Source organism: Maribacter flavus, assembly GCF_008386635.1.
Taxonomy (GTDB): Bacteria; Bacteroidota; Bacteroidia; order Flavobacteriales; family Flavobacteriaceae; genus Maribacter; species Maribacter flavus.
Genome location: NZ_VUOE01000002.1, coordinates 1,301,431 through 1,317,665, shown reverse-complemented (window position 1 = coordinate 1,317,665; position 16,235 = coordinate 1,301,431). Strand labels below are relative to the sequence as shown.

The 16,235-nt window shown below is 35.8% G+C and carries 14 protein-coding genes; 3 read left to right on the top strand and 11 right to left on the bottom strand.

The window, feature by feature from the left end; translation table 11 throughout:
• On the top strand, positions 1-452 hold a 452-nt coding region (locus F0361_RS16160), incomplete at its 5' end, for a T9SS type A sorting domain-containing protein (RefSeq protein WP_154920199.1).
• A gap of 38 nt (positions 453-490) precedes the next feature.
• On the opposite strand, the gene F0361_RS16155 is transcribed toward F0361_RS16160, so the two are convergent.
• On the bottom strand, positions 491-1,546 hold the full coding sequence (locus F0361_RS16155; protein WP_154920197.1) for an acyltransferase family protein: 1,056 nt from the start codon (positions 1,544-1,546) through the stop codon (positions 491-493).
• A 134-nt stretch (positions 1,547-1,680) separates the two neighbouring features.
• Between F0361_RS16155 and F0361_RS16150 the strand changes: the two genes are divergently transcribed.
• Together F0361_RS16150 and F0361_RS16145 are read left to right on the top strand one after the other, a co-directional pair.
• On the top strand, positions 1,681-2,706 hold the full coding sequence (locus F0361_RS16150) for a glycosyltransferase family 2 protein (RefSeq protein WP_154920196.1): 1,026 nt from the start codon (positions 1,681-1,683) through the stop codon (positions 2,704-2,706).
• Between the two features lie 71 nt (positions 2,707-2,777).
• Positions 2,778-3,863, top strand: coding sequence for a GNAT family N-acetyltransferase (locus F0361_RS16145; protein ID WP_154920194.1), 1,086 nt, complete (start codon positions 2,778-2,780; stop codon positions 3,861-3,863).
• Positions 3,864-3,881: 18 nt separating this feature from the next.
• Here the strand turns inward: F0361_RS16145 and F0361_RS16140 are convergent, their stop codons facing one another.
• From F0361_RS16140 to F0361_RS16095, 10 genes are all read right to left on the bottom strand, one after another.
• Positions 3,882-5,015, bottom strand: coding sequence for a glycosyltransferase family 4 protein (locus F0361_RS16140; RefSeq protein WP_154920191.1), 1,134 nt, complete (start codon positions 5,013-5,015; stop codon positions 3,882-3,884).
• A gap of 84 nt (positions 5,016-5,099) precedes the next feature.
• Positions 5,100-5,750 carry a sugar transferase gene (locus F0361_RS16135; protein ID WP_154920189.1) on the bottom strand — a complete coding sequence of 217 codons (651 nt, stop codon included), beginning with the start codon at positions 5,748-5,750 and terminating at the stop codon, positions 5,100-5,102.
• Positions 5,751-5,766: 16 nt separating this feature from the next.
• Positions 5,767-6,810 carry a hypothetical protein gene (locus tag F0361_RS16130; protein WP_154920186.1) on the bottom strand — a complete coding sequence of 348 codons (1,044 nt, stop codon included), beginning with the start codon at positions 6,808-6,810 and terminating at the stop codon, positions 5,767-5,769.
• A 105-nt stretch (positions 6,811-6,915) separates the two neighbouring features.
• Positions 6,916-8,091 (bottom strand): glycosyltransferase family 4 protein, encoded by a 1,176-nt coding sequence (locus tag F0361_RS16125; protein WP_154920184.1) that lies wholly within the window; start codon positions 8,089-8,091, stop codon positions 6,916-6,918.
• Positions 8,092-8,099: 8 nt separating this feature from the next.
• On the bottom strand, positions 8,100-9,245 hold the full coding sequence (locus F0361_RS16120; RefSeq protein WP_154920183.1) for a glycosyltransferase: 1,146 nt from the start codon (positions 9,243-9,245) through the stop codon (positions 8,100-8,102).
• A 21-nt stretch (positions 9,246-9,266) separates the two neighbouring features.
• Entirely contained in the window at positions 9,267-10,346 is a 1,080-nt protein-coding gene (locus F0361_RS16115; RefSeq protein WP_161598253.1) for a glycosyltransferase family 4 protein, read from the bottom strand.
• Positions 10,347-10,413: 67 nt separating this feature from the next.
• Positions 10,414-11,556 carry an O-antigen ligase family protein gene (locus F0361_RS16110; protein ID WP_154920179.1) on the bottom strand — a complete coding sequence of 381 codons (1,143 nt, stop codon included), beginning with the start codon at positions 11,554-11,556 and terminating at the stop codon, positions 10,414-10,416.
• Between the two features lie 47 nt (positions 11,557-11,603).
• The gene (gene murJ, locus F0361_RS16105; RefSeq protein WP_154920177.1) at positions 11,604-12,941 is read right to left on the bottom strand and encodes a murein biosynthesis integral membrane protein MurJ; all 1,338 of its coding nucleotides are present in this window, start codon (positions 12,939-12,941) and stop codon (positions 11,604-11,606) included.
• Positions 12,942-12,958: 17 nt separating this feature from the next.
• Complete coding sequence (locus F0361_RS16100; protein WP_154920175.1) at positions 12,959-14,047, bottom strand: glycosyltransferase family 4 protein; 1,089 nt, start codon at positions 14,045-14,047, stop codon at positions 12,959-12,961.
• A 179-nt stretch (positions 14,048-14,226) separates the two neighbouring features.
• Entirely contained in the window at positions 14,227-15,972 is a 1,746-nt protein-coding gene (locus tag F0361_RS16095) for a hypothetical protein (protein WP_154920174.1), read from the bottom strand.
• Positions 15,973-16,235 lie beyond the last annotated feature (263 nt).

The window sequence follows — 16,235 nt, the reverse complement described above, 5'->3', positions numbered from 1 at the left end:
AGTTCGGCCACCGCAGGGGCGGTATGCTGAGCTATCCCGTTACGGTTAGCGGTGGCTCGTTGGAGGTCGGCTTTCTGCACGGCCCATCGGAGAACCCCTTGGTCAACGCGATAGAGGTATTGGTTGGACAAGCATCCTCAAATTTGGTACAACTAAAGAGTAGGCTACCGATCGGTACCTCCAAGCTTAGCGTAAACGATGTGACCTTAATTCCCAATCCTGTGTTCAAGAATGAAAAAATTACCGTGCAACTGGTATCTTCCATTGAGTCCTTAACTTTTGTATCCATGTATTCCTTAAATGGCGCTTTGGTATATCAAAAATCCTTTACCACCTTTGTTGGGCATAATGAAATGGAACTTTTTCCAGAAAATTTGGAGGCAGGAATCTACTTGGTGAAGATTTCTACAGCAGGAAACGATATGTTAAAAAAGATAATAGTGAAAAATTAGTTGGCCTAGTTTTTCACTATAGTAACTTTATGGCCTCTTTATAGGAGTTTTGATTTTAAAAACTTACTTCCTTTTAACTCTACGTATTTATACGTTAAGGCGGAAAGACCTATAACGAATATACAACAGAAAAGTAGGACACCAATTTCCGTAGCTGTGTTCTGCTCTACTTTTAGGATGCTAAAGAAAAATCTAGGAATGATGGTAATCCAAAGCAAATGGTTTAGGTACATGGAATAGGAAATCTTACCCAGAAATTGAACAAACCTGGAATCCAATAGTTGGGTAATTTGTCCATTGGTTTTTAATAAAATTAATATGGACATAAAAAATATAAGGTTGATCGTAAAATTTCCATTAATTAATCTTAATCCCCAAGTGTTGTCGTGAATCATGTACAATACGGCAACAAGTGAGATTGGAATTAGATACTCTGTCCAATCTTTAAAGACTATATCTTTTTTACTAATTCTAAATAATAGATACCCAAGACTAAAAGATACGAATGCCCTTAAAAAATAATAGTTTACCGGGGGTTCAAATTTCAATATTAGCCCTAACGAAACGATGATAAGAAGGGAGTAGAACAAGGTCTTGTTTCTCTTGGACAAATAAACGGTCGCTATACCAAAAACAATATAGGATATCATTTCTGCCGAAATGGACCACGTTGGGCTGTTCATACCTCCATCGGTATTTCCAAAAATGGGAGTGGAGTTTGTAAAAAGCAAAGAGTCAAGTGTAGCCAAAAGAAGTGAGGGTACACTCTCAGGAGTATTTATAAAACCTTCAATGACAACGTTGCCCAGAAACTCAAATACAAAGTATAGGAATACCGTAAATACCAATAATGGATACAATCTTATAAACCTTTTCTTAAGATAGACCCAGAATTCTTTTTTGTCCGCTATAGTATCGTAGTTATAGGAAATCACATATCCGCTTAATACAAAGAAAAATTCAACAAAGATCCATGCTCCGTTTTTTATGAAATTTTCAGAAATAAACTCGGGTAAAACCCGTTTGTCATAGTGATAAAAAATTATCATGAAACTGAAAATTCCTCGTAGCCCGTCTAATTTGGTAATTCGCATGGTCTGTTATTCTGATATGTTGATCTTAACGCAATAATAACGCCTTTCAACCCACAACTATTATCCTGTTTAAAACATTATCTTAATTTTGACCTCAAATTTATAATTTACTTTGAGTTCCAATATCCCCAACTATGCATTTAAGTATACTTATTCCTGTTTATAACGCTGAGAAACACATCATAAATTGTCTGGAAAGTGTTTCAAAGCAAGGGATTTCTGAAGAAAATTACGAGGTGATATTGGTGAATGACGGGAGTACGGACGGTAGTGGGGAAATAATCGAGGATTTTATTGCGGGTAAGCCCAATATGGTTCTGGAAAATCAAAAAAACCAAGGGAACGCCGCAACGCGAAACAGGTTGTTTGATCTTGCCAAAGGGGAATATGTATATTGTTTGGATGCCGATGATTATTTGGTACCCAATACATTATCGGGAATTTTGTATTTTGCATTGAGTAATCATTTGGATTTTATAGGTTTTGAATCCAGGGAAACATCCATATCAAATGAAGACCGTATCCCTTCCAAACTGGATTTACCTGAAATTAAGATAGCCTCCGGGGCCTCTTTTTTAAGAGAAAATACCCTTCCTAAAGTTGAAGTTTGGTGGTATTTTGCCAAAAGGGAACTTTTAAGGGACTTTGCCATAAAAATGGATGACCTAATCATGGCCGACGTTTCCTTTACCTATAAATTGGTGCTTGCAAGTCAAAGAATGGCGATCCTGCCAATACACGCCCATTGGTATTTTCAGTCCCCCGTTTCCATTATGCGGACCAGTGACAACATCGCCGCCCATAAGTTACGCCTCGCAGATGCTACATACGCCATGTTGTTGGGATTTAACGACCTTATTCAAAATCCCAATAAATACCATTTGATGGTGGATAGTACTGCCATGGGCGATCTTGTTCAAAAGCGGGACTATTATGCCTTTTTTATGATTTTAAAATATTTGAGATTTGAAAAGGACCGTGATAAAATAATAAACGTTGTAAATACGTTCGAGCAGCGTAAAATGTATCCAATTAAAAGTACGATACCAATTCATGGTAGTCCTTCTTTGGTGGTTAAAATTATGAATGTATGCCTCAACAAAAAGTGGATTTTATCATTATTGATAACTCTTGCCTCACGTATGAATAAAAAGAAATGAGACAGTATGTTAAAACCAATTCACAACGATCTTAAATAGTTCAAAACTAAATTAGAGAAATTAGTATAATTATGTCTAAATCAACATTAGAATCCATTTCCCTTACTACACCAGAAGCTATATCCAATTATAAACATTCTATTTCCCTTATTGATAACACGAATCCTTATTATAGCCTGGAGTTACTTAACAATCATCTGGACCATCAAGAACTTAATTTCTTTACCTATAAGATAAATGGTGCTTTAAAGGCCGTAATGCCTTTTATCCAAAGAAAAATTATAATGCATGGAAAGGAAACCGGATATTTTGACGTGACCAGCCCTTGGGGGTACAACGGCCCTCTTTTTGACACCGTGATGAGCCAGGAACTTATTGAGGATTTTTGGAAATTGGTAGACAATTGGTATAAGGAAAACAAAGTCGTTTCTGAATTTATCCGATTTAATTTCAAGCATAACTATGAAGGTTATACGGGTACCAAGGTTCATACCTTACGTAATGTTAAGGGTAACATAGCGGATTGGGATAATTTTTGGTCCAACCTAAAATCAAATACCAGAAACCAGTTTAGAAAGGCCAAAAAGGAAGGACTGGTCTTTGAAATCCACTATAAGGATATTGCATTGGAAAAGGTGAAGGCCTTTTATGATGTGTATATAGGGACTATGGACCGCAGGGATGCCATTGATTCATTCTATCATCCCTTGGAATACTTCACCAATTTTGCAGCGCAGAACCCGGGAAAATGTGCCGTAGGTTTGGTATATGAAGGGGATTTGCCTATTTCCTGTGAGCTATTTTTGATTTCCAACGACACCATGTACTCTTTTTTAGGGGGCACAAGCTCGGACCATTTTAAATTGCGCCCCAACGAGTACCTTAAAATAAATGCCATTGAGTGGGCAAGGGGCGTTGGTTTGGAATATTATATGATAGGCGGGGGTTTGTCCAATAGCGAAACGGATAACCTGTACCTATACAAAAAGAAGTATTTTCCCTATGATGATGATATTCACTTTTACACGGGTAGAAAAATTATCGATCAAGAGGCTTACTTGAAGTTGTGTGAACTAAACAGTGCTGGAAGCTCAAAAATGGATGCCCTCAACGTGGCGCAGGGTTTTTTCCCTAAATATCGGGAGAAAATAGGTTAACTCTATAGTCCAGGTCTACTACATACGTTCCAGTTCCTTATAAATCTCCAACGTGTTGTCAACCATTTTCGCTACTGTAAAATTGGCCAAAGCCTTTTGTTTTCCGTTTTGCGCCAATTTGGACCTGAAGGCCCCATCCAGAAATACATTTTCTAGATGTAGTGCCAACTCCTGTGCATTGTCCATTTCAAAGATTAGGCCATCAACACCGGGATCAATTTGGTCATAGGCCCCGTTGGCATTGGACCTTATGGTGCAACAACCGCTCATCATGGATTCCACGGCCACCAAGCCGAAGGTATCTGATCGGGAAGGGAGGACAAAAACATCGAACAGTTGATAGAATGGTTTGGGATCTCTAAAGCCAAGAACACTGAATTTATCTGACAATTGATGTTCGCGTAGCATGGCATCCAGCCATACTTTTTGGCTTTCGGATTGATAATCCCCTACGATGATAACGTGCACCTGGTCCAGGATTTTTGCCGGCAAAAATTTGCCCAAGGCCTCAACCAGAATATCCGTACCCTTTTGGGGCGTAATTCTGCCCACGACACCAATTAGGAATTTATCCTGTGGGATTTTGAACTCCGTTTTAAGTCTTTCCAGATTTGCTTTGTCCTCCTGTACTGCGAACCTCTCCGAAATGCCGTGGTACACCATTCTAATGGAGCTTTCAGGTGAACCCATGACTCTTTTTGTAAATTCCTTGGAACCTTCGCTGACCGCAATCAATAAGGTAGGATGCTTGTACCGCATATTGGGCCGTATTGTATCGGCGTGGACGGTGGACACATACTTCCTTCCCAAAAGGTACGGTATAAAGGTTAGGTTGGGGGAGTGGCAATGGATTACGTCCGGATCAATTTTTCGTAACAGTAAAGAAATCCTGAATAAGCCAGACAAAGATGCTATTCCTTTTTTTACGGGGTTGCCCTTTGGTTCCTTAAAGTAATGAATTACTATTCCCAAGGATTGAAAGCTACTTTTGAGCTCGTCAAAAAACGAATTATCCGATGCCTCCTTAATTTTAAATCCACTGGTAATAATATGGAGCTCATGCCCCCTTTTCACCATGCCTTGGGCAAGATCCCTAATATTGGTGGCCAGGCCATCCTTTCCCAACCGCATTACAATGAAAACGATTTTCATATGTTTCTATTTAATGGTTGTATTGTTCATAGGTAACTCCAAAAAACTAAACCCATGTGATTAGGGATATCCCTAGGATGTTTCCTACTGCAATTTTTGAACATGTTTAAACTCTGGCCATTCCTTTCTCTGAAGGTCCATGGCCAACATGGCCGGATTGGAATTGGGGTCCACTTCTATCTCACCTGGGTTGAATATCTTTTGAATGGTTTTCCAAATGATGAACAAATCCTGTTTAAAGCTCATGTTGTGCATATATTCGATATCCTTTTCAAAACGCTCTTCCCAGGTCATGTAATTTCTACCGGAAATTTGGGCCAGCCCCGTAATACCCGGCCTGATTAGAAATCGTGGCTTTTCATTTTCCCTATAATAGGGTAGATACCGGATCAGCAATGGCCTTGGGCCAATCAGGCTCATGTCTCCTTTTAATACGTTGATCAATTGTGGTAGCTCATCAATAGAGGTCTTTCTAATAAATATCCCAAAGGGCGTAAGTCTGTATTTGTCCGGTAGCAATTTTCCATCCTTGTCCTTTTTACTGTTCATGGTCTTTAGTTTAAGAACGGAAAATATCTTCTCATGTTTCCCCGGTCTTTTTTGGGTGAAAAATGGATTTTCCCTAAAGCTTATGGCAATCGCGATTATGGCCAAAATAAGAATAGGGGAGGTAATAAGTAACCCAAAAAGGGAAAGTAAAAAATCGAGGGGTCTTTTAAAATATTTTTTGTACATAGAAGGATTTGCTTTCTTAGTTGTTCCATTCGTTGATAGCGGAGGCGATATACGCAATGTCCGCTTTCCCGTATCTGAAATCGATGTGTATGTTCAATAAGAACTTATAATCTTGGTGAATATTGTTTTTGGGCCAAAGTTCCGCCGGATAAATGGTTTTGGAGATTAAATGTTGTTTTAGACGTTTTAAATCATCTTCCTTTTTAAATGCCAAAAGGAGTCCAAAGGGAATCCCTTGCGCTTTTGGAAGCACTTTAAAAGCATCGTTTCCTTTAAGCAAGGCCAGCATGGTATCCCAATTTTTAAGTTTATAGGCGTTATAGTCTTTACATAGTGCCTGGGCCATTACTTTTTTATGATCTGGATTAAGGGGAAGGATTTCCTGCGTAGTGCGTAAAAATTGTTCGCCTTTTCCATAGTCCTTCAAAAATTGGGTCTTGTCCTTTTCTGTGGTACAGTTGGCCTTTAAGGTCATAGCGGTATCGACCAATTCCCAGGCTACCTCCATTTCGTGGGTATTTGACAGGCTTTTTAATTGGGGAAGCGAAAGTTGAAGGGAGCTCCTTACGGGTTTCCAAGCGATACCGCCTAAAGGAAGGGGCACGGTTTTCCGTAAGGATGCAATACACAGGTCCGCTTCACTTTCTATACATCCAGGGCTGAGCCAACCATGGGAGTGGTCCTCCACGATCAGGGGACGCGCCCCGGTGGGAACAGTATTTTTTTTAAGGCCCCAATAGTTGTTTGCCAATACAATATCCTTGGTGCTGAATGTGGAATAGTCTATTTGCGCATGGGGGTCAAACGGATCAATGTCATAATATTTTAGGTTGGAATATGCTGTTTCCAACCACTCCTTAACAAAGGGGCAATAATACTGTGGTAACCAGATATGGGCGCTATCATAGTTTTCCAGAAGGGCATCAAAAACGTATTTTAGGGCATACCTGCCAGCATAAAAAAGCTGGTACCCGTTTAAAAAGGAATTGGAAACGGCTGGTAGCTTTTTAAGATCGGTTTTATGGAAAAAGGAACCGTAGCCGATAATGTTGCTTTTCATAGGACAAAGAAACCAAAAAATACTAAGTTAGATCATTATGTTTGCACAAAGACTCAATAAATAAATGTTAAGGGTTGATCAAATAAATGTAACCCTAAGGTATATTTAATGGGCAATTATTTTTTTGTATTCTTCACTAAGCGCCGCCCATACAAGATCTCGGTTATATCTATTAACAATGAGAATACGTGCTTTTTGGCTCATGGAATTAACTAGGGAGGAATCCGTTAAAAATCTTTCCATAGCTTTTTGTAGAGCCAACGAATCTTTGGAGGGAATGATCAATCCATTCTCCCCATCAATAATAATTTCATTACTCCCATTAATATCCGTGACTATCGCCGGTAAGCCCATGGCACCCGCCTCAAGGACTACATTTGGAAAACCTTCCCTATAACTGGGAAAAACAAAAGCATCTGCCAATGCCAAAAAGGGCCTAACATCCTTTTGTTGGCCTATGGCCACAATATCTGGATGGCCATGAATTATCTCGCGTGTAGCCAACGGTAATATATCTGTTTCCCCGTCGTCTGAACCTACCAATATAAGTTTGGTATTCTTATATTTTTTGGTCAAACTATTAAAGGCCTCCATTAATTCGTTTACACCTTTGTCATTGACCAAACGACCTACATAAACCCATAAAAAATCTGAGCTTGAAAGATTAAGTTGTGATTTTAGGGCAGAAGTATCCTCTTCTGAGTAATGATCAGGTGAAAAATAGTCTAGATTCAATCCATTTACATTCCCATTGGCTATTACGTTAAGAGGTTTTTTGGTAACCCCGAAGTTGATCAAGTCGTTTTTGACCCCGTTCCCCTCTGGATATACATGGGTCGCAAATTTGCAAATGAGTTTGTCAAAAAATAATAATAGCTGTTTTTTAAATCCGGTTTGAGTGGGGAAAATTAATCCTGTGAACATATGAACCCTTTTTGGTACTCTGGCAAAGTAGGCTGCCATCATGGATAAAAGACCGGCTTTTGGAGTAATGCTGTGCACCATATAGGGTTTTTCCTCTTTAAGGACTTTGTACAATTTAAAAAGTCCTTGCAGATCCTTTAGAGGGCTTATATTCCTTTCAATGGGGACTGCAATGGTTCTAATACCTTCCCTTTTTGAAGTTTCCTGTAATAGCGGGCCATCAGAGGATACTCCTATTATTTCGTACTCCTGGTTTAAATAGGCCAATTGCCCTTTTAAAAGGGTATAAAGAGAACCTGGCACAGCAGCAGTACGGATAATCTTTATTTTTTCTTTTTGTTGGGTAGTGGAGGACATTTGTAAAATTAGGATACTATATGTTGGGTATACGCTTCTAGAATAGGTTCCCTTTTAAAATCTAGGATTCGCTCTTTTACCCTAATACGGCAGCGTTCTAGATATTCTGGATGTTCCAAACAGTATTTCAACCCTTTTTTCATCAAATCCAAATCGCCTACGGGGGTAAGGATACCATAGTCCGTAATCATGATATCATCCATTTTGGGAGTTTTTAATTCCATAATCTCATCTGGGCCAGATTTACAATTGGTGGTTAAAATGGGCAGACCGCAGGCCATGGCCTCTAGAAGTACATTTGGGAAGCCTTCGTGATTGGACCCGAACATGAATATGTCTACGGCCTTCAAATATTTAAAGGGATTACTATCAAACCCTAGGAAGGTTACCCTATTGCCGATATTGTTCGCTTCAACCAATGATTCTAAATGTGATTTTAGAATTCCGTCTCCCAATATGTATAAATGTACTGATGGAAAATCCACTAAGGCACGAATAAGTAATTCTTGATTTTTTCCAGCATCCATCCTCCCAATGGTTAAAATATTGATGTATTCCGATGAAAAAATTGAATTATCGGGTAATACGGTATCGATTTTTTCAAGGTCTATGGGATTGTTTACTACTACTATCTTATTGGAATCTATATTGTAATTTTTAACGAGGTCCATTCCATTCCCTTTGGAATTACAAATTATTTTATCTGCCTTGGGGTAAAGTCTCTTTATTAAAAAATTATTTATTCTGGATTGTAGGTTACCATAGCCATATTGCATACTTGGATATGAACGTTCACTGATTACAAATTGGGGTTTACTGGAAAGAAAGTAACGTGCAATTACATTAATGTAACTGGGTCTTGTAAGTAGGGCAAAAGAATGGGTAATGCGCAGTTTTTTAAGTAAACGCGCATATTTATATCCTAGTAACGGAAGTTTGATAAATTTTAAAAATCCATTTTCATATCCGTTGGATTTTTCTAGATAATGTATAGGAATCTGCTTTGGAATGTCATATTTAATAGTAGTATTCATAAGCACCAAATGTACCTCCCATCCTTTTTTATCCAAAAAAGGAAGTAAATAGGATACTACACGCTCTGCACCTCCTCCTGCGAGGGAATATATTAAAATCGCAATTTTAGGTCTGATCATATCAATAAATAGAGGAAGTATTTAATTATATACTATTTTTTTGAATAAATCCTCCCATTGATTGCCTATATTTTCTATCGAAAATCTGTCTAAGGATTTGATGGAGTTTTGTCGAAGCTTATTTCTTAATTTATCATCAACTATTAAGTTTTTTAAATTCTCTATCATTTCTTCTTTATTCTGGTTGTCAATCAAAAGCCCATTTATTCCGCTATCTATTATTTCCGACGGACCAGAGATACAATCATAAGAAATACAAGCCATACCTTGGGACATAGCTTCAATAAGCACCAACGGGAGACCTTCATGTCTTGATGATAGGATAAAAATTTCTGAGTTAGCCATTAGTTCTTTGACATCATTCCTATAACCGGTAAATATTATTTGTTTTTTAATTGGTGAAGTGTTTATTTTTTCCATTAAAATATTCATACCATATTCTCCCTGTCCTACAATTTTTAAATTCCAATCTGGCTGACTTGTCAAAACCTCTTCAGCTATATCCAACAGATTGTCAAATCCTTTATGTTCAAATCGATTTAAATCTCCCACAGCCAAAATTGTCCGATTCCTACTTCTATTTAAGTCAGTTATAGGTACAAAAGAACTTGGATTCAAAATTACCTCGACATTTTTGGTCTTGGGTTTAAAATAGGGAAGATCAAATTTTGTCAAAACGGTAAGTGTTTCAGGAAACTTGTACAAAAAGTTCCATAAAATTTTTTTCTGAATTGTAAGTTTTCTGTTGAAATGATTAAAATGCTCTGAAACAGTAAGTTTAATACCGTAAATTCGAGATACAGGTATGGTCGCAAAACCCATTAGATCGATATGGGAGCTAATTATATCCGGTCTGTTTTTTCTTTTAAAATAGAACTTTAATAGAAATAAAAATGCCCTTAAAACAGTGTAGTTAAAAAAAAGGAGTTTACTAGTTCCATGGATTCTTTTGACTGAGGGGTGCAGAGAATAGTGGTCTCCACCACGGAAAGTTATGACTCTAACAGAATGACCTTTTTCGGCAAAGTGGTTTGCTAGAGTTGATACAACCCTTTCTGCACCTCCAGCGAATAAACTACCAATAACGAAATCAATTTTCATTTTAGACATAGAACTATTACGAATTATTCTAACGAAGAAAATTAAATATAATTTTATTGAACTTTTATTAAGTTTTCAAGGGAATTGATAAATGATTGATTTTATTTTCTATTTTTCTCAAAGTAGAAAATATAAAAATTGTCAGTGCTGCGCTTTGATAATTAAAAAAGTAAGTGTGACTTACCATTAGGTTAAGAAGTACCACTAATAATACATACATTAAATAAGGTTCAGTTTTAAAGTGAGTTAATGTCCTAAAAAATAAATGAATGTAGATACCTATAAATATCAAGAAAGGTATTATACCGCTTTCACCTATTACCATTAAATAGCTATTATGAACTCCTGGTAAATCATTTGTTTTATTTTGGAAGGACATAAAACCATGACCTAAAAAAGGTTTTTCAAAAATTAAATCATAGTATAAAGCCCATGTTTGGTCTCTTGTGTCATGGGATATGGTCTTTGTTTTAACTTCACCTTCTTCAAAAAAACTTGTAAAAGCTTCAAAGCGATCTGCGGCAAAATTTTTACTGTCCGAAAAATTTATGAAAATTATAAAGGCGGTCGCACCTAAAATAGGAACAATTAAGTTCTTCTTGTTTTTAACTATTGATATCAAAACCAATAGAAACCAAACTACAAGAAATGTTCTTGATAAGGTAAGTATTCCTGCAAATGTAAAAATTATTTGACCTAAAAATTTCCAAAAATTACTTCTAATTGAATAGGAAAGAGCCATTCCAAGCATGCAAGCTACACCCGCATTATTTGGATTTAACATAAACCCACTATAACGCCCATTTACTAACCCATATAATCTATTTGTCTCTGGAAAAACTAGCCCATTTACAATTATGCTCAAACCAACTAAAAGCATTACAAAAAAAATATCACTATAATTAGAACGAGCCATTACCTCATTCATACAAATTATCATGATCATGAACCTAGCAAATTCTTTAAAAAAGAAAACACTATTGTCATAATAATGTAATCCGCTTAACATAAAAAATAAAAGTGAAAAAATAATTAAAGAAAATATTGGTTTTTGTCTGGGCTTTGAGATTATGAAGAAAAGTATTAGTAAAAGTGAAGTTGCTATGCTTGTAGCAGAACCTATTGTAGGGCTGTAATATACCAAAAGGAAACCTGGAATATTACAGAGAACTAATATTAGAGATAGATATTTTAAAATTTTTTTTATCAATAGAATTATATTTAAATGACTTATGATTTTAAAAGTTATGCATTCAATTAAGTTTTGTTTTCCATTTTGGATAATTTCCTTAAATAAAAATACATTCCTATAGTTTTAAGAGATATTACAATAGTCGTACAAATGGCAATACCGTAAATACCGTAAATTCTCATAAGAATAATGTCCAAAATAATATTTAAAATAAGAGCGAATAATGAAAAATAAGCCATTATCCTATTTTCATTTAAACTAATCGCAAAATTGACTAAGATAGATCCAGTTATCTTAAACGGAACATATATTAAGAAAATCTGTTGAATTTGCGACACAAGTTTGGTGTCTTCATAAGTAAACTCCTGCCTTTCGAATAAAATTGTAACAATAATTTCTGATAGTAAGACACCAATCATTGAAATTATAAAGAGCACCAAAAATGTCCATTTAATATTTTTAAATAAGTTCTCGAATGATTTCTTTTTATTAGATAAAACTGATTTTGTAAAAAATGGCAGGAGTACATTTGAAAAAGCAATCATTAAAATACTTGTTGCAAATGCCGGAATTTTTAATCCATAATTCAATGCTGTAATAGAACCGATTACTAACTGTGCTGCAAAGAATTGGTCAACGACAGCGTTCAAGGCTGTTAATAATCCGGATGATATTTTTGCTGGTAGCTGCTGAAAAATAGTTTTAATATTCTGATTGTTAAAATCATATTTTCCTAAAAAAATTATATTTTTTTTTCGTGCAACAAGAAATAAATATATGGTCGAAGAAATAGCACCTAGTGTTGTACTCCAAGCTAAAATTGAGTCAGGCAAGTTTTTATGATATATTAATAGAGCTGATATAAAAACTATTGGAGTGAAAATTCCAGATAAGGTACTCCACAAATATTCATTATTAATGTTAAGAAGAGCGACAATAAGTGACGATAGACCCCAAAATAGGATTGAGGGTATAATTATATAAAATTGTTGTTTAACTAGAGAATAAAAAATTATAGATTTATTTGGATACATATATTCCAAAAAAAAATCTGTGCCCAAAAACGAAAGTAATACAAAAGATAGGCTTAATCCAATAGTGATTATAAAACTTGTACTTTGAAAACCTTTAAGGTTACCTCCAATATGAATTTCATTTATATAATTGGGGACAAACACACTGTTATATGAACCAAGAAAAACAGTGTTAATTAATCCAGGAATTAGTATGGCAACAAAAAAAGTGTCTAACTGAATGGACAAACCAAAGGATGCGGCTGTTATAGCTTCCTTTACAAATCCCAATAAACTAATAATTAGTGAAATTCCCGTAACGAGAACCATATTTTGAACAACTTTTTTAGTTTTTAATTGTTCAATCTTTGTTTTGATTACTGCTAACATTTTTGGGTTTAAACTCTTCAAAATTGTTTAATTAGCTCATTCCAATCAGCAATCACGCTTTCCTCTTCTAAATGTAAAACGCTTTTTGAGGCTTCTCTACCAAGCTTAAGCCTAAGTTCTTCATCATTTATTAGTCTTTTTAAATTCACCTTCAATTCTTCAATTTCATCAATAGGAATCAATATTCCGTTTTCGTTATTCTTGATTAATTCAGAAGGTCCAGTCGGACAATCCGTTGAAATGCATGGTAAACCCATATACATTGCCTCGGTTAAAGCATTAGGAAATCCCTCATATCTTGAAGGGAAAACAAAAATTTTGGATCTTAAATAGTATTCAGAAATTTCTTTAATGCGGCCTAGGAGTTTGATTTTTCCCTGCATGCCTAAAGTTTCAATTAGTTCTTGATATTCATTTCTTTTGTGACCTTCCCCAATTATATGTAGTTGCCAGTTCTTTGGATTAATAGAAGCAAATGCTTTGATTAGTATTTCCTGTCCCTTTTGTTCCGTTAGTCGTCCAACGTTAAGTACTACATTCTCCTTTTTTCCATTAAAATTATTCTTTATTTGAAAATGGTTCTTGGATAATGGATTAGGTAGAATAACAATATTTTCTTTTTTAATATTTTTTTCGAAAAACTTACGAATCGGTTCAGTTTGAACAACCAAAAAGTCTGCTTTGGGATAAGTTATTTTTGTTAATATTTTCCACATTCTGGGAATGTAAATTTTTTCAGGGTTGTTTCTTTCACTAACAATGACAGGTATACCAAATTTTCTGGCACAAAGTATGGTTAAGACGTTAATGTTTGTTGTGAAACCAATTAGTAAATCAATCTTATTAGAATCAACTAGTTTATTTAGCTTTCTATAAAAGAAGATATTATTATTTAATGCTTGAAAAGGGTTGGAACTTGGCCTTATTGATTTAGTACAGTAATCATATATTACCTTTTCGTTTATTTTATAAAACGGATCAATATCAACTAGGGTAAAAATAAAAATATTGTACAACTCAGATAGACCATTTGCCAAGGTAACAACAACTCTTTCAGCTCCGCCCGAGTTAAGTGAGTTAATAACAAAACCGATATTTTTTTTCATTTTAAAAAAATTCTTCAGTAAAGAAATAAATTCTAACGCTTATAAAAGAAAATAATGCCTATAAACTTTATTTTTCCGTTAAAATGTTTTATTAGTAATTACTAATAGTTTACTACATCTAAAAAAAGAAACAGCTTGGTTTTATACCAAGCTGTTTCTTTATGAATTTCTCAATTAAATTATAACGTGAGACTGTGGAGGAATTCCTCAAGATTTGTATAGCCATTACCATTTTCATCCCCATTTGCAGTCTTGGAAAGGTCACCATAAATTTGTCTTTCCCATTCATCAGACATCCCATCATTATCTTGATCATAATTTGCTGAGCGAACTACTGTTTGCAGACTAGGATAACCTCCAATTTCATTTTCATCACGAATCAACTTGCCCGTTCTATTTTTAATGTTATTTAACATTCGGATATCCGAGCTGTCATAGTGAAGATTATCTCCTGAATTGTTAATTAAAGATTCTTCGATTTCTGCTTGGGAAATTATTGGTAGTTCAGTATAGTGGTTAGGTGAATTTGTTATGAAATTCCGATATGTTGACTGAACACTTCCATCCGCATTTTCTCCGTTGTCCGTATTATCCAACATATAGGTTTTATGTCTGTTTAGATCATAAACATGTGGTCCATCCTCAAACCTAAAGGTTTCCCAATGACGTTCAAAAGGTCCGCTTATAAATTTATTTCCTATAAAGTCATTAACAGTACCCTTTATTTGCCAAGCAGCCCTGTCTGTACCATAAATAAGGTTATTAACCATTTCTACACCTTTGCCCTCGGCACTTTGGATGGCAATATTTCTATCTAAAGTAAAAGTTAAAATATTTCTGTAAAATGAAATATCATATGCCCTTTGTACTAGCATGCCATAATTTTTATCCACATTTTCTCCGAGTAAACAATTTTGAATGGTAATGTTTTTCGCATAGGTGCCAAAATCTGTATTTGGCGCTTCAATATCTATAATACTATCATGTCCCCAGGTTACAGTGACGTGGTCTATAATTACATTTTCTATAGAAGATCCTGTAAAGGCCACGATTCTTAGTCCATCATCAGGTTCATAGCCACCATCTCCTCCAATACTGTGGGGATTCCATGCATCTTTGCCAGGTCTTATTTTAATATGTCGAATTATAACATTGCTGTCCAAAATCCAAATACTGGCACCTCTAATGGCAACACCGTCTCCTGGAGCTGTTTGGCCTGCAATAGTAATATTGCCAAAACCATCACGAATTTTAAGTGGTTCGTTAATATTAATATATCCAGAAACATCAAAAACTACAGTCCTTGGGCCTTTAATGGATTCCATACCATATCGCAAACTTCCTTGTCCATCATTATTTAAATTGGTTACATGATATACCATTCCACCTCGACCCCCAGTTGTATTTTTACCATAACCTTCCGCACCCGGAAATGCTTTAAGCTCCCCCATATCCGAGGCGGATATGGTAACGGTTGCCTCCTCACGGGATACCTCGTTATCCGGTGTGGTAACTTCTGCAGTATAGGTAAACGTATCCTCCTGTACCGGTTCTTGGACGGGTGGCGTTGTGGTTTCTTCCGGAGTAGCCTCCTCTTGGGTGGCAGGCACCTGAACTTGCGGTGTATAGGTCAGCGTATTGTCCGCATTTATGATCACTTCACCGTTGTTGGGCGTAGAAGTTTCTACAATCCTAACCTGGGTATTGGAGCCAAAGGAATCATTGTTCAATACGTCCATGACAATTTCATTTTGGCCCGGGGCCATAAAAAAACTGTCATCGACCAAGAGGGCGATACTTTGTAAATCATTGTCCTTGGCGATTACATAATCAGACAATAGATCGGCATCCTTACTACAGGATAAAAACGAAATGAGTGCAAGAAAGGCCAGGGGCATCTTTAGCGGGGTTTTGATGGGGTACATAAGTAGGTGATTTTTTAAAGGATTATTTTTTTTTGCATTTGGGATACAATTATAGTGTAATATTATTTTTAAACGATGAAAGACATTTTTTTTTCGATGAAATGCAATTTTAAGCTTGGGGCATACTTTGTTCAACGGCAATTTTTAGATATTATTTTTAGCGTTAATCTTCTTTTTTTTGGAGCAAGTACATTCTTACAAAAAATGGTAATTATGAAGCTTACGGGAAAGTTAGGATGATTGGATGTTTTTAATCGATGAAC